Annotated in this window: 22 protein-coding genes; 8 read left to right on the top strand and 14 right to left on the bottom strand. The window is 73.1% G+C overall.

Annotation, left to right across the window (positions count from 1 at the left end; all coding sequences use genetic code 11):
• Nucleotides 1-97 precede the first annotated feature (97 nt).
• Nucleotides 98-1765 carry an LCP family protein gene (locus ACIO5E_RS38650; RefSeq protein WP_400677129.1) on the top strand — a complete coding sequence of 556 codons (1668 nt, stop codon included), beginning with the start codon at nucleotides 98-100 and terminating at the stop codon, nucleotides 1763-1765.
• A gap of 41 nt (nucleotides 1766-1806) precedes the next feature.
• On the opposite strand, the gene ACIO5E_RS38645 is transcribed toward ACIO5E_RS38650, so the two are convergent.
• The 5 genes from ACIO5E_RS38645 to ssuE all read right to left on the bottom strand — a co-directional run bounded on the left by ACIO5E_RS38645 (nucleotide 1807) and on the right by ssuE (nucleotide 8218).
• Nucleotides 1807-2421: an acyltransferase gene (locus tag ACIO5E_RS38645; protein ID WP_400677127.1), complete on the bottom strand. Its 615-nt coding sequence runs from the start codon at nucleotides 2419-2421 to the stop codon at nucleotides 1807-1809.
• A 48-nt stretch (nucleotides 2422-2469) separates the two neighbouring features.
• The gene (locus ACIO5E_RS38640) at nucleotides 2470-3510 is read right to left on the bottom strand and encodes a glycosyltransferase family 2 protein (RefSeq protein ID WP_400677124.1); all 1041 of its coding nucleotides are present in this window, start codon (nucleotides 3508-3510) and stop codon (nucleotides 2470-2472) included.
• 411 nt (nucleotides 3511-3921) lie between these two features.
• Nucleotides 3922-6489, bottom strand: a complete 2568-nt coding sequence (locus tag ACIO5E_RS38635; RefSeq protein ID WP_400677121.1) for an ABC transporter permease — start codon at nucleotides 6487-6489, stop codon at nucleotides 3922-3924.
• A 19-nt stretch (nucleotides 6490-6508) separates the two neighbouring features.
• Nucleotides 6509-7297, bottom strand: coding sequence for an ABC transporter ATP-binding protein (locus ACIO5E_RS38630; protein WP_400677118.1), 789 nt, complete (start codon nucleotides 7295-7297; stop codon nucleotides 6509-6511).
• A 366-nt stretch (nucleotides 7298-7663) separates the two neighbouring features.
• Nucleotides 7664-8218 carry an NADPH-dependent FMN reductase gene (gene ssuE / locus ACIO5E_RS38625; protein WP_400677117.1) on the bottom strand — a complete coding sequence of 185 codons (555 nt, stop codon included), beginning with the start codon at nucleotides 8216-8218 and terminating at the stop codon, nucleotides 7664-7666.
• Nucleotides 8219-8693: 475 nt separating this feature from the next.
• On the opposite strand from ssuE, the gene ACIO5E_RS38620 reads away from it, so the two are divergent.
• Nucleotides 8694-10031 carry an LCP family protein gene (locus ACIO5E_RS38620; protein WP_400677114.1) on the top strand — a complete coding sequence of 446 codons (1338 nt, stop codon included), beginning with the start codon at nucleotides 8694-8696 and terminating at the stop codon, nucleotides 10029-10031.
• 507 nt (nucleotides 10032-10538) lie between these two features.
• Here the strand turns inward: ACIO5E_RS38620 and ACIO5E_RS38615 are convergent.
• Nucleotides 10539-11093: a hypothetical protein gene (locus ACIO5E_RS38615; RefSeq protein ID WP_400677112.1), complete on the bottom strand. Its 555-nt coding sequence runs from the start codon at nucleotides 11091-11093 to the stop codon at nucleotides 10539-10541.
• A 116-nt stretch (nucleotides 11094-11209) separates the two neighbouring features.
• Entirely contained in the window at nucleotides 11210-12022 is an 813-nt protein-coding gene (locus ACIO5E_RS38610) for an arylamine N-acetyltransferase (RefSeq protein ID WP_400677109.1), read from the bottom strand.
• Between the two features lie 305 nt (nucleotides 12023-12327).
• Between ACIO5E_RS38610 and ACIO5E_RS38605 the strand changes: the two genes are divergently transcribed.
• Both ACIO5E_RS38605 and ACIO5E_RS38600 read left to right on the top strand, forming a co-directional pair.
• Complete coding sequence (locus tag ACIO5E_RS38605; protein WP_400677106.1) at nucleotides 12328-13095, top strand: hypothetical protein; 768 nt, start codon at nucleotides 12328-12330, stop codon at nucleotides 13093-13095.
• Nucleotides 13096-13231: 136 nt separating this feature from the next.
• Nucleotides 13232-13591: a 5-carboxymethyl-2-hydroxymuconate Delta-isomerase gene (locus ACIO5E_RS38600; protein WP_400677103.1), complete on the top strand. Its 360-nt coding sequence runs from the start codon at nucleotides 13232-13234 to the stop codon at nucleotides 13589-13591.
• A 99-nt stretch (nucleotides 13592-13690) separates the two neighbouring features.
• Here ACIO5E_RS38600 and ACIO5E_RS38595 read toward each other — a convergent pair whose 3' ends face one another.
• The gene (locus ACIO5E_RS38595) at nucleotides 13691-14185 is read right to left on the bottom strand and encodes a peptidylprolyl isomerase (protein ID WP_400677100.1); all 495 of its coding nucleotides are present in this window, start codon (nucleotides 14183-14185) and stop codon (nucleotides 13691-13693) included.
• Between the two features lie 200 nt (nucleotides 14186-14385).
• Here ACIO5E_RS38595 and ACIO5E_RS38590 point away from each other — a divergent pair, with 200 nt between their 5' ends.
• The gene (locus tag ACIO5E_RS38590; RefSeq protein ID WP_400677097.1) at nucleotides 14386-14787 is read left to right on the top strand and encodes a MerR family transcriptional regulator; all 402 of its coding nucleotides are present in this window, start codon (nucleotides 14386-14388) and stop codon (nucleotides 14785-14787) included.
• 21 nt (nucleotides 14788-14808) lie between these two features.
• On the opposite strand, the gene ACIO5E_RS38585 is transcribed toward ACIO5E_RS38590, so the two are convergent.
• From ACIO5E_RS38585 to ACIO5E_RS38575, 3 genes are all read right to left on the bottom strand, one after another.
• Nucleotides 14809-15279: a MarR family winged helix-turn-helix transcriptional regulator gene (locus tag ACIO5E_RS38585; protein ID WP_400677094.1), complete on the bottom strand. Its 471-nt coding sequence runs from the start codon at nucleotides 15277-15279 to the stop codon at nucleotides 14809-14811.
• Nucleotides 15280-15374: 95 nt separating this feature from the next.
• A complete protein-coding gene (locus tag ACIO5E_RS38580; protein WP_400677091.1) occupies nucleotides 15375-16949 on the bottom strand; it encodes an alpha/beta hydrolase in 1575 nt (524 codons plus the stop codon).
• Nucleotides 16950-17063: 114 nt separating this feature from the next.
• On the bottom strand, nucleotides 17064-17723 hold the full coding sequence (locus tag ACIO5E_RS38575) for a class I SAM-dependent DNA methyltransferase (protein WP_400677088.1): 660 nt from the start codon (nucleotides 17721-17723) through the stop codon (nucleotides 17064-17066).
• A gap of 71 nt (nucleotides 17724-17794) precedes the next feature.
• Between ACIO5E_RS38575 and ACIO5E_RS38570 the strand changes: the two genes are divergently transcribed.
• The gene (locus ACIO5E_RS38570; protein WP_400677085.1) at nucleotides 17795-18412 is read left to right on the top strand and encodes an NAD(P)H-dependent oxidoreductase; all 618 of its coding nucleotides are present in this window, start codon (nucleotides 17795-17797) and stop codon (nucleotides 18410-18412) included.
• Here ACIO5E_RS38570 and ACIO5E_RS38565 read toward each other — a convergent pair.
• On the bottom strand, nucleotides 18409-18876 hold the full coding sequence (locus ACIO5E_RS38565; protein ID WP_400677082.1) for a GNAT family N-acetyltransferase: 468 nt from the start codon (nucleotides 18874-18876) through the stop codon (nucleotides 18409-18411). The two genes, ACIO5E_RS38570 and ACIO5E_RS38565, sit on opposite strands and share 4 nt — an antisense overlap.
• A gap of 158 nt (nucleotides 18877-19034) precedes the next feature.
• Complete coding sequence (locus tag ACIO5E_RS38560; RefSeq protein WP_400677079.1) at nucleotides 19035-19901, bottom strand: oxidoreductase; 867 nt, start codon at nucleotides 19899-19901, stop codon at nucleotides 19035-19037.
• A 351-nt stretch (nucleotides 19902-20252) separates the two neighbouring features.
• On the opposite strand from ACIO5E_RS38560, the gene ACIO5E_RS38555 reads away from it, so the two are divergent.
• The gene (locus ACIO5E_RS38555) at nucleotides 20253-22958 is read left to right on the top strand and encodes a PKD domain-containing protein (protein ID WP_400677077.1); all 2706 of its coding nucleotides are present in this window, start codon (nucleotides 20253-20255) and stop codon (nucleotides 22956-22958) included.
• A gap of 247 nt (nucleotides 22959-23205) precedes the next feature.
• On the top strand, nucleotides 23206-25872 hold the full coding sequence (locus ACIO5E_RS38550; RefSeq protein WP_400677074.1) for a PKD domain-containing protein: 2667 nt from the start codon (nucleotides 23206-23208) through the stop codon (nucleotides 25870-25872).
• A 97-nt stretch (nucleotides 25873-25969) separates the two neighbouring features.
• Here ACIO5E_RS38550 and ACIO5E_RS38545 read toward each other — a convergent pair.
• On the bottom strand, nucleotides 25970-26063 hold a 94-nt coding region (locus ACIO5E_RS38545), incomplete at its 5' end, for an acyl-CoA dehydrogenase family protein (protein WP_132919430.1).

The following is a 26063-nucleotide window of genomic DNA, read 5'->3' as shown; positions in this document are numbered from 1 at the left end:
CCGGAACGATTCCCCCGTTCGGCTCGTCTAGTGTGTCCGGATCGGCCCGCCGAATGGGCGAGCCGAAGCCGTCACCGGTCGGAGGTAGGGAACCCCCGTGCAGCAGGACAAACCGGAGGTCGATCCCGCCGACCAGTGGACGCGTGACCCGGAAACCGGCCAGTACCGGCTCGACCCGTCCGCCGGCATCCCCGGGCAGCGCCGCCGCCCGTCCGGCCGGAGCGCCGCCGCGGCGGCCCCGGCCGCACCCGCGGTCGAGGCCGGGGAAGCCGCCGGGCCGGGCCGCCGGGACTCCCGACGCCGGGCGGCAGCCGCCGCCAAGCGGACCCGGCGCCGCCGGGCGCTCAAGTGGACCGCCGGGGCCGGCGCCCTGGTGATGGTCGCGGGCTGCGGCGGGGCGTACTACCTGTACCAGCACTTCAACAGCAACCTGACCTCCGTCAAGGTCCAGCTCGGCAACGAGGAGGAGCGCCCCAAGGCCGCCGGGGACGCGCTGAACATCCTGGTGCTGGGCACCGACAGCCGGCAGGGCCTCGGCCGCGAGTACGGCGACGAGGGCAGCGCCGGGCACGCCGACACCACGCTGCTGTTCCACATCTCCAAGGACCGCTCCAACGCGACCGCGATCAGCATCCCGCGCGACCTGATGGTGCCGATCCCGGAGTGCCAGAGCGCCGACGGCAAGAAGATCCCCGGCACCGCGCGGGACATGTTCAACACCAGCCTCGGTCAGGACGGACGTGACCCGGGCTGCACCTGGAAGACGGTGGAGAAGATCACCGGGATCCGGGTCGACCACTTCGTGCAGGTCAACTTCGAGGCGGTGAAGACGCTCTCCAGCGCCGTCGGCGGGGTCGAGGTCTGCGCGGCCAAGGACATCAACGACTCGGACTCGCACCTGAAGATGAGCAAGGGCCGGCACGTGGTCCAGGGCGAGGAGGCGCTGGCCTTCGTCCGTACCCGGCACGCGGTCGGCTTCGGCGGCGACCTGACCCGGATCCCGCTCCAGCAGCAGTTCATCAGCTCGATGATCCGCAAGATCAAGAGCGACGACACCCTGACCAGCCCGAGCAAGCTCTACAAGCTCGCGGACGCCGCCACCAAGGCGCTCACCGTGGACTCCGGGATAGGCAGCGTCGACAAGCTGAAGAACCTCGCGCTGGACCTCAGCAAGGTGGACACCAAGAACATCACCTTCGCCACCGTGCCGGTCCTGGACGACCCCGCGAACAAGGACCGGCTGGTGCTCAAGCAGCCGGACGCCGGGCAGCTGTTCGCGATGATCGCGGGCGACCGCTCGCTGACCGAGACCGCCACCCCGGCCGCACCCGAGACCACCGAGGCCGCGCCGGCGCCCGCGCAGCCGGCTCCGACCGCCACCACCCCGGCGGTGGACCCCAAGGACGTCCGGGTGACGGTGCGCAACGGCAGCGGGACGCGCGGGCAGTCGGGGCCGACCGTGGACAAGCTCCGCACGAAGGGCTTCGCCAAGGCCGCGACGGCCTCCGACGCGCCCGTCACCGCGAGCAGCTCGGTGTCCTACCCGACCGGGCAGGAGGCCGCGGCCACCGCCCTGGCCACCGCCCTCGGACTGCCCGGCGACGCCGTCCGGCCGGACCCGAAGGCCGACCCGAAGGGCTCGCTGGTGGTGGTGCTCGGCAAGGACGCCCTCACCGCGCCGACCACCCCGGCCGCGCCTCCGACCGAGGCGCCGAAGGACCTCCAGCGGGTACAGGCGGACGACACCGACGTCTGCGCCAAGTGACCCGAGCAGCCAGCCGGGCCGGACAGGCCCTGGAGCGGGCCCTAGCCGGGCGCGAGGGTTCCGTCGGTCTCCCGGTAGTGCTCGCCGGTGCGGGGGCAGTGCCAGCGGCCGTCGCCGGCGGGCTCCAGCGGCTCGCCGGCGCGGCCGACCCAGCCGATCCGGCGGGACGGGACGCCGGCGACCAGGGCGAAGTCCGGGACGTCCCGGTGGACCACGGCGCCGGCCGCGACCAGCGCCCAGCGGCCGACCGTCACCCCGGCGACCAGGACCGCCCGGCCGCCGATCGAGCAACCCCGACGAAGCGTCACCCCTTCGGCGCGCCAGTCCTGTTGCCGCTTGGGGCGGCCGTCGGGGGTCACCGCGCGGGGGTGGCGATCGTTGGTGAGGACGGCGGCCGGGCCGATGAACACCCCGTCCTCGACCAGCGCGGGCTCGTACACCAGCGCGTGGTTCTGCAGTTTGACCCGGTCCCCGATCCGGACGCCGGGGCCGACGTAGGCGCCGCGACCGATCACGCACTCGGCGCCGATCACCGCGTCCTCGCGGACCTGGGCGAGGTGCCACACCGTCGTCCCCGCACCGATGGCGGCCCGTCCGTCGACGTCCGCACTCGGCTCGATCCGGGCCGCGCCGGGCCCGCCCTCAGCTGTCCCCATGCGCACCGACGATAGCGGCGCGGGACGGGCCCTTGGGGCAGGGTGGCGTCAACTCGCCTTGGACAGCACGTCCGTGGAGGCCGGGCCGACACTGCCTATCACCCTGCGGGCCAGCGAGCGGGGCGAGGTGAGGAAGCCGAAGCCCCAGCTGAGGTGCATGGTGGCGAGCGCCACCGGCAGCAGCGCCTTGGCCTTGAACGACAGGCCGCGGCCCTCGACCAGCCCGCCGCCGACGATGCCCAGCAGGTAGGCGCCGGGCACGGCGAGGAAGGCCGGGTGGACGGCGGCGCCCAGCACCAGCCCGAGCGTGACGGCCAGGAAGGCGGTCGGCGGGGCCAGGTAGCGGAGGTTGACCGAGCCGCGGTGGTAGCGGGTGACCACCCGGCGCCAACGGCCGTAGTCCTTGTACTGCTTGGCCAGCGCCCGCACCGACGGCCGGGGCCGGTAGGTCACCTTGAGCTGCGGGGTGAACCAGACCAGCCCGCCGTCCTGGCGGATCCGGTAGTTCAGCTCCCAGTCCTGGGCGCGGATGAACTCCTCGTTGTAGCCGCCGAGCTTCTCCAGCACCTCGCGCCGGAACACCCCGAGGTAGACGGTGTCCGCCGGACCGGCCAGGCCGCCGGTGTGGAAGGCCGCGTTGCCGACACCGATCTTGGAGGTCATCGCGGCGGCGACCGCGTTCTCCCACTCGGTCTCGCCCTCGGCGTGCATGATGCCGCCGACGTTGGCCGCCTCCATCTCGCTGAGCAGCCGGACCGCGGTGGTGATGTAACCGGGGGTGAGCAGGCCGTGGCCGTCCACGCGCACCACTATCGGATGGCGCGAGCCGCGGATCGCGGCGTTCAGGCCCGCGGGGGTACGACCGGTGGGGTTCGCCACGGTCCGCACCCGCGGGTCCTCCGCCACCAGCTCGGCCGCGATCTCCGCGGTCCGGTCGGTGGACGGACCGAGGGCGATCACCACCTCCATCGGCCCGGGGTACTCCTGGTCCAGGATGCGCCGGACCGCCGTACGCAGGTGTCGTTCCTCGTTGAGCACCGGCATGATCACGGAGACAGCCGGCAGCTCCTCAGCAGCCTTGGTGTTCATCGGGGCCAACCGTACCGGTGCGGACGCGTCTCCGTCTTGTCCCGGTCTGGGCCGCTGCGCGCACCTCGCGACGCCGGGCCGGTCCCTTGATCACGCCCACCGTACTCCGCGCCCTCCACGGGCCCGCAACGGGGTCCGGAGGGGCGGATTCCGGGGGCGCGGCCGGGCCCGGACGGGCGTTCGGCGGGCCCTCGGCGGGGACCGGAGGCGGCCGGAGCGGGTTCGGTGCAGGTTCGGCGCAGGTTCGGCGCACGTGGTGGACGATGGTGAAAACCGCGCATCGCGCGGTCCTCGCAGCCCACCAGGGGGGCCGTGCCGCAGGGGCCGGGTGCTGTGCGCACCCGGCCCCTGCCCCCCGTTCCCCCCTCGGCGGCCCCCCGCCGCCGGGTCGAGCGGCCCCCGCCGCCGGGGTCAGTCCGTCGCGATGGCCGTGAGGACGTTCATCCGCCCGGCCCGGAAGGCCGGGACGAGGGCGGCGACCAGTCCGATCACCACCGAGGCGACCAGCGTCACCGCGAGCGTGGTGATCGGCACGGAGAGCGTGTCCAGGCCCTGGTCACGCAGCACCCGCTGGGCGGTGACGCCCCAGGCCAGGCCGAGCCCGGTGCCGAGGACCGCGCCGAACACCGCGATCACCACGGACTCCAGCCGGATCATCCGGCGCAGCTGGCGGCGGGAGAGCCCGATCGCCCGCAGCAGGCCGATCTCCCGGGTCCGCTCGACCACCGACAGGGCCAGGGTGTTGACCACGCCGAGCACGGCGACCGTGATGGAGAGGCCGACCAGGCCGTAGACCAGGTAGAGCAGGGTGTCGACCTGGGACTGCACGACCTTCTTGTAGCCGGCCTGGTCCTTGATGGTCAGCTGCGGGTACTCCTCGAGCGCGTCCTCCAGGGCGGTCAGCGTCTTCGCGACGTCGGCCCCGGACGAGGCCTTGGCGAAGAACGTCCAGACCGGCGGCTGGTCGGCGGCCGGTACGGCCTTGGCCATGGTGTCGAAGTCGACGAAGGAGCCGTCGCCGAACAGCGAGCCCTTCGCGAACACCGCCCCCACCGGCAGCACCTGGGTGTGGTCCTTGTCGTAGGCGACGGTCACCCGGTCGCCGACCTTCAGGCCGTGGTCCTTCGCGAAGGCCTCGCCGATCCCCAGCTCGCCCCGCCCGATCGCGTCCAGCGAACCGGCGGTGACCGGGAGGTGGAAGTCGGTGGTGAAGAAGGCGGGCGGCGCGGCGGTGAGGTTCGTCCTCGCGCTCCGGCCGTCCGGCAGCTGGAGCCTGGGGTCGAAGAACTTCTGGGTGGTGACGTGGTCGATGCCCCGGGTCCGGCGGACCGCGTCCAGCATCTCGGGGGTGATCGAGGTGCGGCCGCCCTGGACGATGTAGTCCGCGCCCACCGACCGGTCGATCTGCGCGTTGGCCGAGGTGACCATCGAGGCGCTGAACACCGAGGAGCCGATCACCAGCGCCAGTCCGACCATCAGCGCGGCGGCGGTGGCGCCGGTGCGGCGCGGGTTGCGCATCGCGTTGCGCTGGGCCAGCCGGCCGGACGGGCCGAACACGGCCGGCAGCAGCGCGCCCAGCACCCGGACCACGACGGTGGCCAGCAGCGGGCCGAGCACCACGAAGCCGATCAGGGTGAGCAGCACGCCCAGGCCCAGGTACCGGCCGCCGGTGGCCGCCTTCTCCGCCTTCGCGGCGAGCACCAGCAGACCGCCGCCACCCGCCGTCAAGGCGAGGCCGACCACCGTACGGACCAGGTTGGCGCAGCCCTCGGCCGGCGTGCCGTGGTCGCGCAGGGCGGCCATCGGCGCGATCCTGCTCGCCCGGCGGGCCGGGAACCAGGCCGCCACCAGCGTGACCACGATGCCCAGGGCGTACCCGGCGAGGAACACGCTCGGCCCGATCTGCAGGTCGCTCGCCTTGAGCTCCATGCCGATCGCGTTCATCAGCTTGATCAGGCCGACCGCGATCCCCAGCCCGGCCCCGATCCCGAGGGTCGAGCCCAACACGCCGAGGATCAGCGCCTCGGCCAGCACCGAGCGGTTCACCTGCCGGCGGCTGCCGCCGATGGCGCGCAGCAGGCCGATCTCCCGGGTCCGCTGGGCGACCAGCATCGAGAAGGTGTTGATGATCAGGAAGCAGCCGACGAACGCCGAGATGAACGCGAATCCGAGCATCGCGTTCTTCATGAAGCCCAGGCCGCTGCCGATGTTCTTGGTGTTCTCGTCCTTCTGCTCGGCCGCGGTCTTGACCTGGTAACCGGCGCCCAGCGTGGCCAGCGCGTCGGCCTTGAGCCGGTCGTTGCCGCGGCTGCCGTCGCCGAACGCCTCGACCGAGGTGTACGCCTGCTCGCCGAGCAGGACCTGCTGGGCGGTCGGGGTGTCCAGGAAGGCCAGCGCCGCACCGGGGTTGGTGGTGGTGAAGGAGGCGATGCCCGCGATGGTGAACTCGTGCCGGCCGCCGGCGTTGTCGACCCGGAGCCGGCCGCCGAGGCCGAGACCGGCCTTCTTCGCGGTGTCCGCGTCCAGCACCAGCTCGCCCGCGCCCTGCGGGGCGTGGCCCTGGGTGAGGCGCACCGCGCTGCGCGGGGTCTCGGTCCAGTTGCCGACCAGGGTCGGGGCGCCGCTGGTCGGGCCGACCAGCTTGTTGGTGGCCGGGTTGACCAGGGTGGCGTTCTCGACCATGACCTGGCCGACCGCCGTCCTCACCCCGGGCACCGCGGCGAGCTGCCGGGCGGCGTCGACCGGGACGGTCCGCGGCTTCTCGGAGGCCGACGGCTCCTCGTCCTCGGCCGGCTTGGGCGGCTGGACCGAGACGTCGGAGGCGGTCGCGGCGAAGAGCTTGTCGAAGGTGCTGGTCGCGGTGTCGGAGAACACCAGGGTGCCGGAGACGAACGCGACCGACAGCACCACGGCGATCAGGGAGAGGGCCATCCGGCCCTTGTGGGCGAAGAAGCTCCGCAGAGCGGTTCTGAGCAGCATGAGGTCTCGTCCCGCCCGCTCAGCTGGTGCGCTTGCCGTCGAAACGGCGCATGCGTTCGAGGACGGAGTCGGCGGTGGGCGCGTGCATCTCGTCGACGATCACGCCGTCGGCGAGGAAGAGCACGCGGTCCGCGTAGCCCGCGGCGACCGGGTCGTGGGTGACCATCACGATGGTCTGGCCCAGTTCGTCGACCGAGCGGCGCAGGAAGGTGAGCACCTCGGCGCCGGCCCGGGAGTCCAGGTTGCCGGTGGGCTCGTCGCCGAAGATGATCTCCGGCCGGGCGGCCAGCGCCCGGGCCACCGCGACGCGCTGCTGCTGGCCGCCGGAGAGCTGCGCCGGACGGTGCTTGAGCCGGCCCGCCAGACCCACGGTCTCCACCACCTGGTCCAGCCAGGCCTGGTCCGGGCGGCGCCCGGCGATGTCCATCGGCAGCGTGATGTTCTCCAGCGCGGTCAGCGTCGGGAGCAGGTTGAACGCCTGGAAGATGAAGCCGATCTTGTCCCGGCGCAGTCTGGTCAGCTGCTTGTCCTTGAGGCCGGTGATCTCGGTGTCGCCGATCCAGATCCGGCCGCCGCTGACCGTGTCCAGGCCGGCCAGGCAGTGCATCAGGGTCGACTTCCCGGAGCCGGACGGGCCCATGATCGCGGTGAAGCGGCCGCGCTGGATGTCGACGTCCACCGCGTCGAGCGCGGTGACCCTGGTCTCGCCCGCGCCGTACGCCTTGGTCACCCGGCGGGCCGACGCGGCGACGGCGGACGCTCCGCCGGGAAGCTGGGGGTCGTACACGGCTGCTGCTGCCGTCGTCACTGGAGTCTCCTAGGAAGTGGGCCCACCCGTCGACCCCGGCCGGACGGCCCCCTTCGCGCACGGCGGGCCGCAGCCGCGCGCGGGCACGCCGGAGGAAGGGGTCGTCGACCGGGGAGTGACCCCACCCACCAGGGCCGGCGGGCGCCGGCTCCGGGGAGAACCTCGCCCTCGTCGGAACGAGCGGGGACAGCCACAACGTTAGGAGTGGTGGCGGGCCGACTCGTCATCCGCCGGAATGAAGCCGCCCAACCAGGGTTCTGCGGGGCGCGGCGCCCCTCCCCCTAAGGGGTGCCGCGGCCCGTCTCGGGGACGCCCCGTACGGGGTTCGGGCGCCGGCTCCCCCGGGCCCGTCCCCTCGCCTGCTCCTCAGCCGGCCAGCACCGGTGCGGCCAGCCGCTCCAGGGCCTGCGCGAAGCCCTCCACGACCGGGGCCAGCAGGGTGCCGGTCTCGCGCTCGACCAGGGTCGTCCCGTCCTCCCGGGCGGTGATGTGGCGGTCGAGCACGAACCAGCCCTGGGTGATGTGGCCGGCACCCATCGAGCTGAGCACCGGGCGCAGCGCGTAGTCCACCGCCAGCACGTGCGCGGGCGAGCCGCCGGTGGCCAGCGGCAGAACGGCCTTGCCGGCCAGCGCGTACTGCGGGAGCACGTCCAGCAGCGCCTTCAACAGGCCCGAGTAGGCGGCCTTGTAGACGGGGGTGCCGATCACGACGCCGTCCGCGCGGGCGAACAGCTCGGTGACGGCGACGATCTCCGGGTGGTCGAAGTCGCCCGACAGCAGCGCGTGCGCGGGCAGGCTGCGCGCCTCGAACGGGAGGACGTGGTGGCCCCGGGCCTCCAGGCGCGCGTCGACGTGGCGCAGCAGGCGGGTGGTGCGGGAGGTGGCGGACGGGGAGCCGGAAACGGACAGGACGGTGGCCATGGGTTCACCTCTGGCTGGAAGCGGGGGCGGCGCGACGCGGCGCAGGAGGACCGCTGCGGGGCGGGGCCGGGGAAGGGTGTTTCGACGTGCTGCGACGCGGGACGTGCTGCGACGCGGGTCGGGGGTACGTCGACGCGGGGTGCGGGCGCGCTTCAGCCGCGACAGAGCGAACAGGCCACACCACGCCGCAGGTCGACGTGCCGCCGACGCGTGAGTGCCCAACGCTGATCCATACCCGAAATGCAAACACGCTGTGTTCGAGCGGGTCAAGAATCGTTTCGCCAGCTGAACTGCGGTGAACGGCGGGTGACACAGCTCACGTTGAACGCCGCCCCGCGCCCGGGCGCCCCACCGTCGTGCGGCCGCGCGGAAGTTGCGGCGGAACGATCCGACACGTGCATCAAAACTGCTACAAGCAGCCCGGCGGAGCCCCCGGGGGGAGTCAGCACGACCGGGGTCGGGCATCCTCGACGACATGAACACGTGGCAGGAGGGCCGCCCGGGAGGCGGCGGGAACCCGTACAACGACGGGAACCCGTATCGGGGCGGCGGCAACGGCGGCGCGTACGGGCGCGGCGGAGGCGGCACGGCGGCCGAACCGCCGCTGCCCGGGTCGCTGAACCCGCGCGGGCCGGGGGCGCCCGCGCCGCGGCAGCCGGAGCCGTCCCGCGTCGGCGGCGTCCCGCCACAGGGGCCGGGCAGGCAGCCCGTCGGGCCCGGAGGACCGGGCGGCCCCGGTCGGCCGGGGGGTCCGGGTGGCCCCGGTGGCCCCGGCGGTCCGAGTGGCCCCGGCGGTGCGCGGCCGGGTGCGATACCCGCGAAGCGCTGGCCGCGGCGCCGGATCGTCAAGTGGTCGGTCTTCGGCGTCCTGATCGCCGTCATGGTGACCGCGGTCTCCACCTGGTTCTGGGCCGACTCCAAGCTCAACCACGAGAACGTGCTGGCCGACTACCCCGGACGACCGGCGGCCGGCAAGGGGACCAACTGGCTGATCGTCGGCTCCGACAGCCGCCAGGGCCTCACCGACTCGGAACAGGACGACCTGCACACCGGTCACGACACCGAGGGCAAGCGCAGCGACTCGATGATGATCCTGCACGTCGGGGACAACGGGAACACCCTGATGAGCATCCCGCGCGACTCCTGGGTGCCGATCCCGGAACACCCCGGCAGCAACGGCAAGACCGTCAAGGGCACCACCGCGAAGATCAACTCGGCCTTCGGCAACGGCGGCGGCCGGCTGCTCGTCCAGACCGTCGAGCTCAACACCGGCATCCGGATCGACCACTACGCCGAGATCGGCTTCGCCGGCTTCGTCGGCATCGTCGACTCGATCGGCGGCGTCGAGATGCACATCGACCAGAACGTCCAGGACAAGGACTCCGGCCTCGACCTCAAGGCCGGCGACCAGACCCTCAACGGCAAGCAGGCCCTCGCCTTCGTCCGCCAGCGTCACCAGATGGCCGACCAGGACCTCGGCCGCATGCGCAACCAGCAGAAGTTCCTCGGCGCCCTCGCCCACCAGGCGGCCTCCCCCGGCACCGTGCTGAACCCGTTCACCTTCTACCCGCTGGTCGACTCCGCCCTCGGCACCCTCATCGTCGACGACGACGCGGGCCTCACCGACCTCGGCTCGCTCTTCCTCGCCATGAAGGACGTCAACGGCGGCAGCGGCAAGACCCTGACCGTGCCGATCGCCAACGCCGACTACCACACCAAGACCGGCGAGTCGGCGGTCCAGTGGGACACCAACAAGGCCAAGCAGGTCTTCGACGCCTTCAAGAACGACAGCGCGGTCCCGGACGTCAAGTGACCGCCCGTGACTCGATGTAGTCACGGCGACACAATGGGTGGATGTCACTCGTCACCGCGCTCGTCTACCGCCGCCGCCATCGCCTCCTGGGCCGCCTGGCCCAGGAGGCGCTCGCGCTCTACGGCATGGAGGTGCCCGCCGCCTGCGAGATCGGGCCCGGGCTCGTCGTGTTCCACCGCGGCTTCGGCACCGTGCTGCACCCGTACACCACGCTCGGCGCCGGGGTGACGCTCTACAACGGGGTGGCCATCGGCCGGGCCGACCCGTGGGTGCCGCAGGAGCGCAGCGCCATGCGGCGGGTGGTGGTCGAGGACGGCGCGGTGCTGTGCGCGGGCGCCAAGGTGGTGTGCAAGGAGGGCGTGCTGACCGTCGGTGCGGGCACCGTCGTCGGTGCCAACGCCGTCCTCACCCGCTCCACCGGGCCCGGCGAGATCTGGGCCGGCGCCCGCGCGCAAGGTCGGCGTGCGGGAGGGGGCGTGGGCGGCGGTGGCCTGACCCGGGGCTTCGCTAACCCGCTTGCGGGAGAAGGCCGGTGCCGCACTCCGGGAAGCGGACCAGCCACTCCCCCTCGCCGCCGTCGGCCTCGGTGGCGCCCGAGTAGCCGTAGTGGATCAACCGTCCCCGGCCGCCCTCCAGCCAGCGGGCGTCGGTCAGGTGGACCGTCAGGGCCGCCGGGCGGTGCGGGTCCGGCCGCTCCAGCACCAGTTCCCGCTCGGCCTCGTCGGACCGGAAGGCCACCGCCGTCTCGGTGGTCGGCCGGCGCGCACCGCCGCCCTCGTACGTCCAGTACGCGACGACCGTCACGGTGAGCGATCCGTCCAGGCTCCCGGCGCCCGGCCGCACGTACTCCTCGTCCGGGACCCAGCGCGCGTGGTGGCGGATCTCCTCCGGCCCCCACCGCTCGTCCCAGCGCACCCAGTAGCCCGCCACCCGCTTGACCGTCATGGTCTCGCAGGCCACCCGCACCGCGATCCGCGCGGGGTTGACCGGCTCGCACGAGGCTAGCGAGACCACCGTCACCTGCTCGTACGTCACCGCGCCGTCGTCGGCGTCCTGTTCCATCGGTGAACCACCTTGCCGGAGAGTCGAGTTGGCCGCGGCTCCGACCGCGCACGAAGAGCCTAGGGCGACCGTGGGCGGGCCGGACCGATTGCGCGGTTCCGGCCCGGACCGGTCCGCTACCCGGTTACCCTGCCGCCGTCACCGGGCAGGCGGTCGAGGGTGATGCCGAAGTGGTCGCGGTAGGCGGCCAGCGCCTCGGGGGCGGCGAGCTGCTCCTCGGTGCGGGTGCCGTCCGGAGCCGTGCGGATGAGCTTCGTGCCGTTGAGGGTGATCCGGCCGCCGTCCTCGGCGAGGAGGGAGCACGTCGCCCCGCGGGCGAAGGGCGACTCGGGCGAGGTGGTCTGCCACCAGCAGGTCTGGCGGAAGTCCGCGAGCGGGTAGGGGCGGTGCTCCAGCCGGTACTGCGGCTTGCCGTCCATCAGGACGTCGAGCTCGCCGTGGTCCCCGTACGGGCTGAGGGTGAACGCGCCGTGCGGGTCGGCCTGCGGGGCGCGCTCGTCGAGGCGCAGCGGGTGGCGGCTGAACCGGCCGAAGCCGACGTCGACCAGCCAGGGTTCGTCGAGGTCGACCCGCAGCGCCAGGTGGTCGAACGGCGGTCCGGGCTGCTCGCCGTCGAAGACGCGGGCGGCGAGCAGGCTCACCCGGTAGCCGAGCGAGCGCAGCAACTCGGCGAAGGCGCCGTTGAGTTCGTAGCAGAAGCCGCCCCGGCGGCGGGCTACCAGCTTCTCCACCAGCGCGCCGGGGTCGAGGACGACGGGCTCGCCGAGGTGGATGCTCAGATTCTCGAACGGCACGGCCCGGAGGTGGGCGAGCTGGAGCCGTGCGAGCGCCTCCGGGGACGGCGCGCCGGCCGCCGCCACCCCGATCCGCGCCAGGTAGGCGGCCCGCCCGTCGGAGGTCAGCCCTTCGTGCGGCTTCTCGTGATCCATCCGCCCATTCCACCCTGCGCCGGGCCCGTCGACCATCGGTCCTTGGACCTACGTCGCCGATCATCCCCGCGCAGGACGTCGGACAGGCCGACTTCCTGCGCGGCCCACCACCCGGGCGCTGCGGCCAGCACAGCAGCGGCCCTCACCCGGGGACGGCGAGGCCTGCTTTCGCGGATCTCCTGCGTGGCCGTCAATCCCGCTGTCGGGACCGGACGTTGACGCGCCCGGGCAGCTGATCGCCCAACCGGGGGACATACCTGGTCAGGTGCACCCATCTCGGGCGGGTGTGCGCACACAATCGGCCCATGACCGAACCTCTGAGCCGACGCCACGTGCTCGGCGCCGCCGCCGCGGCCGGCTTCGCCGCCCTCCTCACCACCGGAACGGCCAAGGCCGCCACGGCCGTCACCCGCACCGCGCCGCCGGACCCGGCCGAGGAGCCCGTCGAGGAGCCCGCCGAAGAACCCGCCGAAGAACCCGCCGAGGACCCGGCAGCCCACGCGGACGACCCCGCCGAGGACCCGGCAGCCCACGCGGACGACCCCGCCGAGGACCCGGCAGCCGCCGCCGACGATCCGGCCGAAGAACCGGCGGCTCCCCTCGACGACCCCGACCGCGTCCACCGCGCCACCCGCACCGGCCGCGCGCCCGTTCCGCCCGGCGTCTACCGCATCAGCAAGCCGCGCGAGCAGGCCCTCACCCTCCAAGGCCCCCGCGACCCGGTGGTCGTCCTGCCGCCCATCGGCACTCCGGGCGCGCAGGAGTGGCAGGCGCAGACGCTCCCGAACGGCAACGTCACCCTCCGCAACCTCCGGGAGAACGCCTACGCCGGCTTCGACGGCGCCCCGGCGCCCAACAAGCCGATCTTCGGCAGGCCCACGCCCACCGAGTGGGTGCTGCGTCAGAGCGCCGAGCCCTTCGCCTTCCACATCGTGGCCCCCGGCGGCCCGGTCGACGGCGTCGAGCTCGCCCTCGACCTCAGCCTGCTGGCGATCTACCCGCCCCGCACCGCGCTGCGGCCCTACGAGCCCGGCAACCAGCGCCAGGCCTGGCGGTTCGAGCCGCACGAGTAACCGCTTCTCCCCCGCGCCCACCCGGCCGGAGCCCGGCGAGCAGTCCGGGCTCCGGCCCCGCCGTGTCCCGCCGCGGTACGCAGGACGAAGATAGGTGGATGTAAAACACAAGCTTCCAGGGCGAGGGGTCCGCGCCATGCCTCACATCACCATCGACTACTCCCCCCGGCTGGCCGACGCCTTCGACCGGCAGGCGCTCCTGCGGGAGCTGCACCCGATGGTGCTGGAGGAGGCCGGCTCCGCGGGCGTGTGCAAGACCCTCTGCCGCCCGGCCGCCGAGACCTGCGTCGGCGATCCCGACACCGACCGGGCCGGCCGGACCGGCTTCGTCCACATCACGGTGGCCCTGCTGCCGGGCCGCTCCGACGACCTGAAGGCCCGGCTCGCCGAGGACGTCCTCGCCCTGCTGGGCAAGCACCTCCCCCACGACGCGGTCTCCTCGGTGGAGGTCCGGGACCTCGCCGCCTCCTACCGCCTGCGCCCCGCGCAGCCGTAGGGCGTCCCCGGGCCACCCGTCCCCGGAAAAACCACCGCCCCGGATCGGGAAGTCGGACCGACCGACTTTCCGCTCCGGGGCGGTACGTGGAGGAGGCGACTACTCGACGATGCCGGACTTGGCGATCTTGATCGCCTTCGAGGTGCGGCCGCTCTGCGAGCCGAGCTTCTCGATCGCCGTCACGACGTCCATGCCCTCGACGACCTCGCCGAAGACGACGTGCTTGCCGTCCAGCCAGTCGGTCACGATGGTGGTGATGAAGAACTGCGAGCCGTTGGTGTTGCGGCCGGCGTTGGCCATCGAGAGCAGGCCCGGCTTGCTGTGCTTGAGCTGGAAGTTCTCGTCGGCGAACTTCTCGCCGTAGATGCTCTTGCCACCGGTGCCGTTGTGGTTGGTGAAGTCGCCACCCTGGAGCATGAACTGCGGGATCACGCGGTGGAAGCCGGAGCCCTCGTAGCCGAAGCCGTTCTGGCCGGTGGCGAGCTCACGGAAGTTGCGGGCGGTCTTCGGCACGACATCGTCGTACAGCTTGAAGACGATGCGGCCGGACGGAACGCCGTCGATCTCGATGTCGAAGAAAACGTTGGAAGCCATGCAGGGATCATGGCACGACCGACCGGTGGACGCGCGCCACCCCCGGCCGGGCACCGCCGGGCGCCGCTGTGTTATTCGGCGATATCCGGCGCCATCCGGCCGGCACCGGCGCGCTGCGGTTCGCCGTCGTGCGAGGGCCGTGGAAGCTAACATCGGTGTCAGGTTCAGGCGTTCGATCACGGCGACGGGGTGTGGGCGGCATGCGGATCGGTGAACTGGCGAGCCGGACGGGCGTGAGCGAGCGCTCGCTGCGCTACTACGAGCAGCAGGGCCTGCTGACCCCCGATCGGACCCTGGGCGGCCACCGGGACTACCCGGACGGCGCCGTGGACCGGGTCATCCTCATCCAGGAGCTGTTCGCGGCCGGGCTGCACAGCCGCAAGATCTACGAGATCCTCCCCTGCATGCGCGACGCCGACGGCGGGCCGAACGAGATCGCCACCCCGCGCCTGGTCGCGGAGCTCGTCACCGAACGCGACCGGATCGACCGGATGATCACCGACCTGGTCCGCTCGCGCGAGGTCCTCGACGAGGTCATCGTGACCGCCTCCGGCCGAGCCCAGCTCGCCCAACTCGCCCCGGTCGAACGCGAGGCCCGTTAGGCCCTGTCCGGCCGAGGCCCGTTAGGGCTTGCCCTGACCGCGGGGCTGCTTGAGCTTGCGCCAGACCGCTTCCAGGGCCGCGATGTCGTCCTCGTCGATCCGGTCGGTGAAGACCGGCGCGAGGACGGCCCGCCGGGTGGCGTCGGCCTCGGCGAAGGCGGCGCGGCCCGGCTCGGTCAGCTCGATCCGCACCGACCGGGCGTCGGAGGCGGAGGGCGAGCGGGCGACCAGGCCACGCGTGGCCAGGGCGTCCACCACGCGGGAGACCTGGCTGCGGCTGAGCATGGTCTTCGCGCCCAGGTCGGAGGCGGCGACGGGCTCCGGCTGCCCGTTGAGCCAGAGCATCACCTCGAACCAGGACAGCGGCAGCCCGTGCACCCGGGTGAGCTCGCGGTCCACCTGGGCGGCGAGAGTGGTGCCGGCCCAGACCAGGCCGTAGAAGGCGTGGTCCTGCTCGGACAGCGGGCCCAGGGTGAGATCGGCACGGTTCATGACGTTCATCGTACCGAGGTGCGTGCGCGTACACGTATTCCGCGCACACGCACGACCCCGGCCGCGCGGGGCCGGCGGGACTTTGCAAACACGCCCTAGAACGGCCGGTGGTCCGGCTCGCACACCGTGCCGGCCGGCGGCAGCGCGCCGCTGACCAGGTACCGCTCCTCGTACTGCCAGGCGCAGGCGCTCGGGTTGCCCAGCGCGGTGTGGCCGTACCCGTCGACGGTCAGCAGGCGGCCGCGGGCGAGGGTGTCCGCCAGCGCGCGGGAGCCCTCGTACGGCCAGGCCGGGTCACCGGTGAGGCCCACGACCAGGATCGGTGCGGAGGTCGGGCGGTCCCACGGGCCGGTGTAGCGGTCCCGGGCGGCCTCGGCCGGCCAGCCCGTGCAGCGCTGGGTCTGCCAGACCCAGTACGGGCCGGTGGCACCCGCGCGGTCGCGGGCCAGCGCGGCCGCCGCCGGGTAGGAGGAGGCGGGCGGGTTGGCGGTGTCGGCGCAGAGCGTCCCGAGGGTCTGCGCCTGCCGGAGGGCGCCGCCGGTCGGCAGCGGCGCCGAGGCGTCCGGGGCGGCGGTCCACAGCTGCTGCAGCAGCCCGCCCAGCGCCGGCCAGCCGAAGCCGGGGACACCGGGGAGGGGCGCGGCCGTGTAGAGCATCGGCAGCACGGTGCTGCTGACGGCGGAGGCCTGGTCGAAGGTGACCGTCTGCGGCGCGGTGCCGAGCGTCACCGGCGTCCGGCCGAGCCGGTCGATCAGCTCGTCGAACTTGGCGCGGGTCGCCGCCGGGCCGCCGTCCGCCGCGAAGGCGCACGCGGCGGGGCCGGCGTCACCGCACTGGTCGAGGAAGGCGTCGAGGGTCCGGGTCGCGGCGAGGTCGCCGCCGGTGCGCAGGAACGGCGGCAGGGCGCGCTGCCCCGGGCCACGCCCGGTGGACCAGGCGACCGGGTCGGGGGCGCTGTCCAGCACCAGCGCGCGGACCCGGTCCGGGAAGAGGTTGGCGTAGGTGGTGCCCAGGTAGCTGCCGTACGAGGTGCCGAGGTAGCTCAGCCGGCGGTCGCCGACGGCCGCGCGCAGCAGGTCCAGGTCGCGGGCCGTGTCGGCGGTGGACAGGTGGGCGAGCAGCCCCGTCCGGTCGGTGTCGGCACACTGGCGGCCGAAGCGCGCGTACGTCGCGGACCAGGCCGACTCCTGGGCGGCGCCGACCGGGTAGCCGGCGGGCAGTCCGGCCAGCAGCTGCTGCTCGGCCGCCGCGTCCGGGAAGCAGTCGAGGGTCGTCGATGCGCCGATGCCGCGCGGGTCGAAGCTGACGATGTCGAAGCGCTCGCGCACCTGCTCCGGGAACATCCCGTACACGGCGGGCAGCGCCTGGGTGCCGGGCACGCCCGGGCCGCCGGGGTTGAAGAACAGCGAGCCGATCCGGTGCGCCCGGTCGGTCGCGGGGTGCCGGATGACGGCCAGCTCGACGGTGCGCCCGGCCGGGTCGCGGTAGTCCATCGGCACCGTGGCGCGGGCGCAGTCGAAGTCCGGTACGCAGGACCGCCAGTCCAGCCGGGGTACCGGCGCCGCGGGGGCGGCCGCCGCTGAGGCGGCCGGGGCGAGGCCGGCCAGCAGCAGCGCGGCGGCCGCGGCGGCGCCGAGCCGGAACGCGGAGGTGAGGCGGGGTCGGGGCATGGGCAGGATCTCCCGGTTCGATGGGCTGACGTGCTGCCACCGAGCCTCGTGGCGGCCGCTGTCATCCCGCCCACACCCGCCGTCAGGCTGCTGTCGGCGCCACCCCGGGAGCGCTCAGGAGCCTTGGGCCGGCTTGCGGGCCAGCACGTACGCCTGCGGGGTCTCCACACCCTCCTCCGGCTCGCGGGACATCCGGGTGGTGATCCGCAGTCCGGCCGCGCGGGCCAGCTCCTCGATCCGGTGCGGCTGCTGGCGGCGGAAGTCCAGCGCCACCGGGTGCCCGAAGGGCTGGTCGATCCGGAGCGGCTCGTCGCCGACCTGGAAGGCGAGCAGCAGGTGGCCGCCCGGGGCGAGCACCCGCGCGAACTCGGCGAACACCTCCGGCAGCCGCTCGGCCGGGGTGTGGATGATCGAGTACCAGGCCACCGCGCCGGTCAACTCGCCGTCACTCAACGGGAGATCGAAGAGCGATCCCTCGGTGAAGTCCAGCCCGGGGTACGTCCGGCGGGCCAGCTCGACCATCCGCGGCGAGAGGTCGATGCCGCGGATGTCGAGGCCCAGGCCGTGCAGGTGGCTCGTCACCCGGCCCGGGCCGCAGCCGAGTTCGGCGACCGGACCGTCGGCACGCTCGGCGAGCACCAGTTCGGCGAAGGCGGCGAGCAGCGCCCGGGACAGCGGGTTGCCGGCCAGTTCGTCGCGGTAGCGGTCGGCGTAGTCGGCGGCGATGGCGTCGTAGAACGCCCGGGTCGTGGTGAGGAAGTCCGGCTCGGTCATGGTCCGGCACCCTACTCGTCCCCCGCCGGTCCGTAGCATCGCCCGTACAACGAGCCGAGGGGGAACGGAACATGAGCCGGATCGGCGTCTACCTGGCACACCCGCGACCGGGCAGCTTCAACCACGCGCTGTACGAGGCCGTGGTGGACGAGCTGCGCGGACGCGGCTGCGAGGTACGGGCCCACGACCTCTACGCGGAGGGCTTCGCCCCGCTGCTCACCGCCGGGGAGACCGGCACCGTCGACGCCGCCGACGCACCCGCCGACCCGCAGCTCGCCCTCCACCGGGCCGAGGTCGCCACCCTGGACGCGCTCGTCCTGATCCACCCCAACTGGTGGGGCATGCCGCCCGCCGTGCTCACCGGCTGGGTGCAGCGGGTGCTGGTCCCCGGCGTCGCCTACAAGCTGGGCACGGCCGACGGCGAGCCGGCCGGGCTGCTGCGGGCCGGGCGGGCCCTGGTGCTCAACACCTCCGACACCCCGCAGGAGCGCGAGGACGGCGAGTTCGGTGATCCGCTGGAGCGGATCTGGGCGGCCTGTGTGCTGCCGTACGTCGGCGTCACCGACGTCCGCCGGACGGTGTTCCGCACCGTGACCGACTCCCCCGCCGACACCCGCGCCGACTGGCTCCGGCGGGCCCGCGCACAGGCGGCCGCGCTGGTCCGACGCGAATCGCCGGACACGCCCTAAAGCTCCAGCTCCGCCACGGTCTGGTCGCCGCTCGTCTCGCCGGTCGGGCGGAAGCCGAGGCCGGCGTAGAAGTCGGCGGGGCCGTCGGGGCCGGGGACGTAGGTGACGGTGGCGCGGGTACCGCCGCGGCGGCGGATCTCGGCGCAGACCTGCTCGACGGCGAAGCGGCCGTAGCCGCCGCGCTGGTGCCCGGCGTCGACGAGCAGGCGCCAGAGACCGGAGCGGGGCCGGTCGTCCGGCTGCTCGGGGTTGAACCGGATGTCGAAGAAGGCCATCACGAAGCCGACCGGCCGCTCCCCGTCCGTGATCAGCCGGGGCCAGGCGGTGTCGCCGTACGCGTACGCCTCGGCCAGCGACTTCACCACCGGCGCGACCAGGCCCGCCTGCTCGGGGCGCACCGTGAGGGCGAGGGCGGCGTCGATGTTCTCGGGGGTGATCCGGGCCAGGCCGAGGGTGGAGGACATGGCGGGCAGCCTACGGAGCGAGGCCGCCCGCCGTCGCCCGGTTTTTCGGGGCCAGGACGGGCCAGGACCAGCCCAGACGGGCCCCGACGGGCCAGGACGGGCCCCGACGGGCTGCGGCCGGCCCGCCCGGGCCCGCGGTCAGGCCGCCGGGCCGGCGCTCACTCCCCGGCCGGGAAGTCGGTGCCGCGCCCGACCGCCTCCCAGGCCTCGGTCTCCCGGCGCGCGCCGTCCAGATTGCCGAGGATCGCGTCGACGGCGTCGCTGCCGAGCGCCAGCCGCAGCGGCGTCCGCTCGGCGTCCAGGGCGGCCAGGATCGCCGCCGCGGCCTTCGCCGGGTCGCCGGCCTGCTTGCCGTCCGAGTCCGGCAGACCGCTGCGGACCGGCCCGACCACCGGCTCGTACGCGGCGATCGGGGCGGCCTGGGCGAGCGCCCCGCCGCCCGCGAAGCCCGTCCGGAACGCGCCCGGCTCGACGATCAGCACCTTGATCCCGAACCCGGCGACCTCCTGCGCCAGCGCCTCGGACAACCCCTCCAGCGCGAACTTGGTGGCCGAGTAGGCACCCACGCCGGGGAAGGAGAACCGGCCGCCCATGCTGCTCATCTGGACGACGGCGCCCGAGCCCTGGGCCCGCATGTGCGGCAGCACGGCGCGGGTGAGCGCGGCCGGGCCGAAGAAGTGCAGCTCCATCAGGTCCCGCAGCTCGCGGTCGGTGTACTCCTCGACGGCGCCGATCAGGCCGCGCCCGGCGTTGTTCACCAGGACGTCGATCCGCCCGTACCGGCCCAGGGTGTCCGCGACCACGGCGGAGATCCGGGCCGGGTCGGTGACGTCCAGTCGGACCGGGACCAGCCGGCCCGGGTGGGCGGCGGCCGGCGCCTCCAAGGTCTCGGGGCGGCGGGCGGCCGCGACCACGGTGTCGCCGGCCGCCAGCGCGGCCTCCGCGATGGCCTGTCCGAAGCCGGAGTTGGCGCCGGTGACCAGCCAGACCCTGCCGGTGACGGCCTGCTCGGGGGTGTTGCTCATGATCCGTACGCTCCCGCAATCGTCGTGTATCGCACTGAAGTTGACGATCATTTATGCCACTCGGGCCGCGGGTTCGTCCACGGCGGGGCCTCGCTCGCCCGATAGCGCCTCTCTACCGCCACCGCCCGGGACCGACGCGCCGCGCGACGGCCGGGCGGGGCGGACGACCCCGCTCGTGCACGGCTCCGCCACGGTGGTACGGGAACCAGCCGACCGAGGGCGCGCCCGATCGCAGACACAGCACCACCCGCTGCCATACTCGACCCGGCTTCACCGCCCCACCACGGCATGCACCCGTCGTCTCCGCCGAGGTGGAGCAATCGTGGCTATCACAGGGGAGGAAAATCCATCATGCGTATGCGTCATGCCTTCGGGCTGACCGTCGCGGCGGCCAGTGCCGTGCTCGGGCTGCCGATACCGGCCTCGGCCGCACCTGCGGCCTCCGCGGGCACGCTGCTCGTCAACAATGCGCCCGGGGCGGGCTGTTCCGACTCGGGCGGCGGGACGGCCGACCGGCCGTTCTGCACGATCGGCGCCGCGGCCGCGGTCGTCCAGCCCGGCCAGACCGTGCGGGTCATGCCCGGCCAGTACGGCGAGGAGGTCCGGATCACCCGGTCCGGCACGCCGGAGCAGCCGATCGTCTTCACGGGGGCGCCGCTCACCGTCTTCAACAGCCTGCAGCCCGCGATCAGGCCGACCTCCGGCAAGCCGTCCGTGACGTTGGAGGGCGTGCACGACGTGGTCGTCCACGGCTTCCTGGACGACGGCGGCACCGGATTCCAGGTCACCGACTCGACCCGGGTCGGCGTCGACCAGAACTGGTTCCACCTCAGGTCCGTCCAGGTCGGGGGGACAAGCGACCACGTGACGGTGAGCCGGAACCTGTTCGACCGCTCGGAAGGCCTGGTCGTGGCCGCCGGCGTCACCAACACCCTGGTCACCGCCAACGACTTCAACCTGGCCACCGGCTCCGCCGTCAGCGCGACCGACACGCCGGACCTCGCCGTCACCAACAACACCATCGTGCTGCCCTGCGTCTCCGCCGTGGCCGTCGACGGCACCTCGCCGCGCGCGATCGTGAAGAACAACGTCACGACGACGGTGGCGCCGATCGGCACCGAGTCGGACGGCCCGCGCTGCACACCGTCCGCCACGGCGCCGTCGATCTCGGTGTCCGCCGCCTCCGCCGCCACTGCCACCGTGGACTACAACACCGTCCACCCGCGGCCCGGCACCAGCGGCTACCGCTGGGGCGACAGCAGCTACGCCACCCCGCAGGCCTTCGCCGCGGCCACCGGCCAGGGCGTGCACGACGTCGACCTCACGCTGGACTACTCCAGCCGGAAGTCGTGGGAGCCCTTCAACCGGCTGAACGACGCCGCGGTCGGCGCGATCGACTCCGCCGACCCCACCGCCCCGGGCATCGGCACCGACATGAGCGGCCAGCCGGCCGTCGACGACCCCAAGGTCCCCAACACCGGCCCGAACGGCAGCGTCAAGGACCGCGGCGCGTACGAGCTCAGCGGCATGCTCTGGGGCACCCTCGGGATCAAGGGCGCCGAGACCCCGACGGCCCAGGGCCCGATCCCGCTCACCGTGCAGGCCTCGGCCTCGGCGAGCAACGACTGGGGCACGCCGTCGAAGTCCTACGAGTTCGACTTCGGGGACGGCAGCGACCCGGTGGTCTCCGCGAGCGACACGGTGAACCACACCTACACCAGGACCGGCGCGTACCGCGTGTCGGCGGTCGTCGTGGACGCCGCCGGCGGGCGGGCCCACACGCTCGACCGGACGGTCTGGGCGAACCCGCCCGCCGAGCTGTCCGCCGACTTCGGCGCGAAGAACGTCGGCTGGCCGCTGACCTACCAGGTCGACGTCTCCGACCACTCCCCGTGGGCGATCGCCCGCCGCACGGTGGACTTCGGCGACGGCACCGTGACGGACCTGCCCGGCATCACCACCAGCATCCAGCACGCCTACCAGCAGCCCGGCACCTACACCGTCACCGCGACGGTCGGTGACGAGGGCGGCCGCAACGTGACGGCCACCAAGCAGGTCACCGTCGCGTACGACCCGAGCGTGGCCGTGCTGCAACCCGGCGAGCGGGTCCAGGTGCTGGCGCAGCACAGCAACGGCCTGTTCAACGGCGGTGCGCACTACGGCTACGGCCTCTGGGCCCCGTTCACCCCGGTCGGCGCCGGGAACGCCCCGTTCCAGGACGGCACGGTGACCTCGACGACGATCGCCGCCACCAGCGACCAGGTCGCGCACAACCTCGCCACGGCGAACGGCAGGCTCTACATCGCCGACCGGCTGATCCAGCCCGGCCACTGGGAGAAGGTCGGCTGGTGGGTACCGGACGGCAAGTGGAACGACTGGGCCGAGGTGACCGCGCCCGGCGCCGCCGGTCCGCTGCCGGGCGCCCCCGACCAGATCGCCAGTGCCACCATCGGCAACACGTTGCACGTCCTGGCCCTGGTCAACGGCACGGTCTACCAGACCACCGCCGACTACGCGGCCGGCCGCTGGACCGGCTGGGCCAACGTCTCCGCCGCCACCGGCCTCGGCACCACCACGAAGATCTCGGCCGCCGCCACCGGCAACTCACTGCACATCGCCACGCTCGACTCGTTCGGCCGGGCCTACATCGCCGACGGCAACTACGACCGGGGCACCTGGAGCTCCGGCGAGCTCACCGCCATCCTCGGCACCCCCTCCGGCCGCCCGGCGAACCAGATCGCCGCCGCCTCGACCGGCGACAAGTTGCACGTCGTCGTCCTGGACTACGGCACCGTACGCCAGGCCATCGGCGACTACGCCGCCGGCCGCTGGACCGGCTGGAACGACATCACCGCCCCGGCCGGCACCCAGATCGGCAACATCGACCGGATCGCCGCCGCCGGCACCGGCAACAAGCTCCAGGTCTACGCCCTCGCCGGCGGCTCCCTCTACAACGCCACCGGCGACTACGACCGCGGCCGCTGGGCCCCCTGGGCCCCCGTCTCCACGGGCCAGAAGGACCGGACGCTCACCGAGATCGCCGTCACCGGCGCCTGACACCCCGCCTGATCGACCGCCACCACCGGTCCCCGGATCGCTCCCGGCCCGTGCGCCGCGCCTCCGGGGACCGGTTCGTTCGAAGACGCATCACGACTTGGCGAACAGTTGGGAACACGTTCGACAGTAGAGCGATTTCTCCGACAGACTGACGGCCGATCTTCACCGGCGCCCCGCTGAACCTCCATCGGAAGCGATGGGCGCGGACGAAACTCCGACACTTCCGCCTAACAGGAGACACTCCAACGTGCGTACCCGCCGAGCCTTCGGGCTGACCGTCGTCGCGGCCGTCGCCGCCTTCGGTACCCCCGGCATCGCCACGGCAGAACCCGCCGGCGTCCTCTACGTCAACAACAACCCCGGGGCCAACTGCGCGGACACCGGCACCGGGACGGCCGCACGGCCGTTCTGCACCATCCAGGCCGCCGCCGACGTCGTCGAGCCCGGACAGACCGTGCAGGTCGCGCCGGGCACGACCTACTTCGAGAACGTGAAGATCACCCGCTCGGGCACCGCCGAGCGGCCGATCACCTTCCTCGGCACGCCGCTCACCACCGCGGGCTACGGCACCCGCCCCACGGTCTACACGACCAATCGGCCGTTCACCCTGAGCGGCGTCAACGACGTCGTCGTGCGCGGCTTCGAAACCGCCAACTCCAGCAACGGGATCTCGGTCGCGGATTCCTCGCGGGTCGTCATCGACCAGATCGAGTTCGGCGACACCTACTACGGCTCCGACTCCGTGCTCATCGCCGGCAAGAGCGACCACGTCACGGTGAGCCGCAGCCACTTTCCGAAGGCCCACGGCGTTGTCGTCCAGGACGGTGCCGCCCACACGCTGATCACCTCGAACGACTTCAACCGGGCCGGGCAGGACGCGGTCAAGGCCACCGACGCGCCGGACCTCGCCGTCACCAACAACACCATCGCCTTCTCCTGCTGGTCGGGTGTCTCGGTGGAGGGCAACTCCCCGCGGGCCCTGATCAAGAACAACATCATCACGGCCACCAACGCGTCCGCCGCCAGCGACCTGAATCTCTGCCTGAACGCGAAGTACGCCCCGCTGATCAGCCTCTCGGCCCAGTCGGCCGGCACCGCGGCCGTGGACTACAACACCGTCCACCCCTGGTCCGGGATCCCGGCCTACTCCTGGGCCGGCACCGGTTACGCGACGCCCACCGAGCTGGCCACCGCCACCGGTCAGGGCACGCACGACCTCGTGCTGGACATCGACCTGCCTCAGCGCCGGCGGTTCAACCAGCTCACCGAGGCGGCCGCCGCAGCCATCGACTCGGCCGACCCGGACGCACCCGGCGTCGGCACCGACCTGTTCGGCCAGCCCGCGCTCAAGCACCCGAAGATCGCGGGCAACGGCCCCGGCAACAGTGCCCGGGACCGTGGCGCCTACGAGCTCAACGGGCTGAAGGACGCCCAGCTGACCACCACCGGTACCGATGTCCCGACCCCGCAGGGCCCGGCCCCCTTCACCGCCAAGCTCACCGGCTCGGCGACCAACGACTGGGGCGCGCCGATCAGCTCGTACATCTTCGAGTTCGGCGACGGTAGCCCCCAAGTCACCTCCACCACCCCGTCGGTGACGCACACCTACACTCGCGTCGGCTACTTCAGCACGTCCGTCACGATGGTGGACGCCAACGGCGCGCGGATCACCGGGACCGGCTACGGCGTGAAGGCGGGCGAGCCCGGTCCGGTCACCGCCACGGTCAAGGCACGGCAGACCGGCTGGCCGCTCAAGACCGACATCGAGGTCAACGGCGGCTCCCCCTACGCGCTGAAGTCCCCCATCACGGTCGACTTCGGCGACGGCACCTCCGCCACCCGGGACCACTACTACGGGTACTTCTCGCACGACTACAGCGCGCCGGGCGAGTACACCGTCACCGCCACCGTGCTGGACGAGGCCGGCCGCAGCGGCACGGGCACCACGAAGATCAAGGTTGCCTACGACCCCGCCGTCCAGGTGCTCCAGCCCGGTGAGCGGGTCCAGGTCCTGGCGCAGGACGGCAGGACCCTGCTCAACGGCGGCGCCCACTACGGCAACGGCGCGTGGGCCCCGTTCACGCCCGTTCCCGCCGAGGGCGCCGACTTCCCGACCGGCTCCGTGATCGGCCGGGCCGTCGCGACCACGAGCGACCAGAAGGCGCACAACCTGGTCGTCGACAACTACGGCAAGATCCACATCACCGACCGGCTGGTCCAGCCGAACGGCACATGGACGCCGTGGGCCGAGGTGACCGCGCCCGGCGCCGCCGGTCCGCTGCCCGGCATCCCCGACCAGATCGCCAGTGCCACCATCGGCAACACGTTGCACGTCCTGGCCCTGGTCAACGGCACGGTCTACCAGACCACCGCCGACTACGCGGCCGGCCGCTGGACCGGCTGGGCCAACGTCTCCGCCGCCACCGGCCTCGGCACCACCACGAAGATCTCGGCCGCCGCCACCGGCAACTCACTGCACATCGCCACGCTCGACTCGTTCGGCCGGGCCTACATCGCCGACGGCAACTACGACCGGGGCACCTGGAGCTCCGGCGAGCTCACCGCCATCCTCGGCACCCCCTCCGGCCGCCCGGCGAACCAGATCGCCGCCGCCTCGACCGGCGACAAGTTGCACGTCGTCGTCCTGGACTACGGCACCGTACGCCAGGCCATCGGCGACTACGCCGCCGGCCGCTGGACCGGCTGGAACGACATCACCGCCCCGGCCGGCACCCAGATCGGCAACATCGACCGGATCGCCGCCGCCGGCACCGGCAACAAGCTCCAGGTCTACGCCCTCGCCGGCGGCTCCCTCTACAACGCCACCGGCGACTACGACCGCGGCGCCTGGGCCCCCTGGGCCTCCGTCGCCGGCCCGCCCGGCCTCCGGGAGGTCGCCGTCGGCGGCGCCTGAGGCCCCTCGCACGAGGGAGCCCCCGACCGATCGGTCGGGGGCTCCCTCGTGTCGAGACCCGCTGCGGTGACGGCGGGTCGGGTTACGGCAGGTCGGGTTACGGCAGGTTGCGGGCCATGACGATGCGCTGGACCTGGTTGGTCCCCTCGTAGATCTGGGTGATCTTCGCGTCCCGCATCATCCGCTCCACC

Source organism: Kitasatospora sp. NPDC087314 (assembly GCF_044744365.1).
In the GTDB taxonomy this organism is placed as follows: domain Bacteria; phylum Actinomycetota; class Actinomycetes; order Streptomycetales; family Streptomycetaceae; genus Kitasatospora.
The sequence above is the reverse complement of the archived record's forward strand: the minus strand, read 5'-3'. Positions and strand labels throughout refer to the sequence as shown.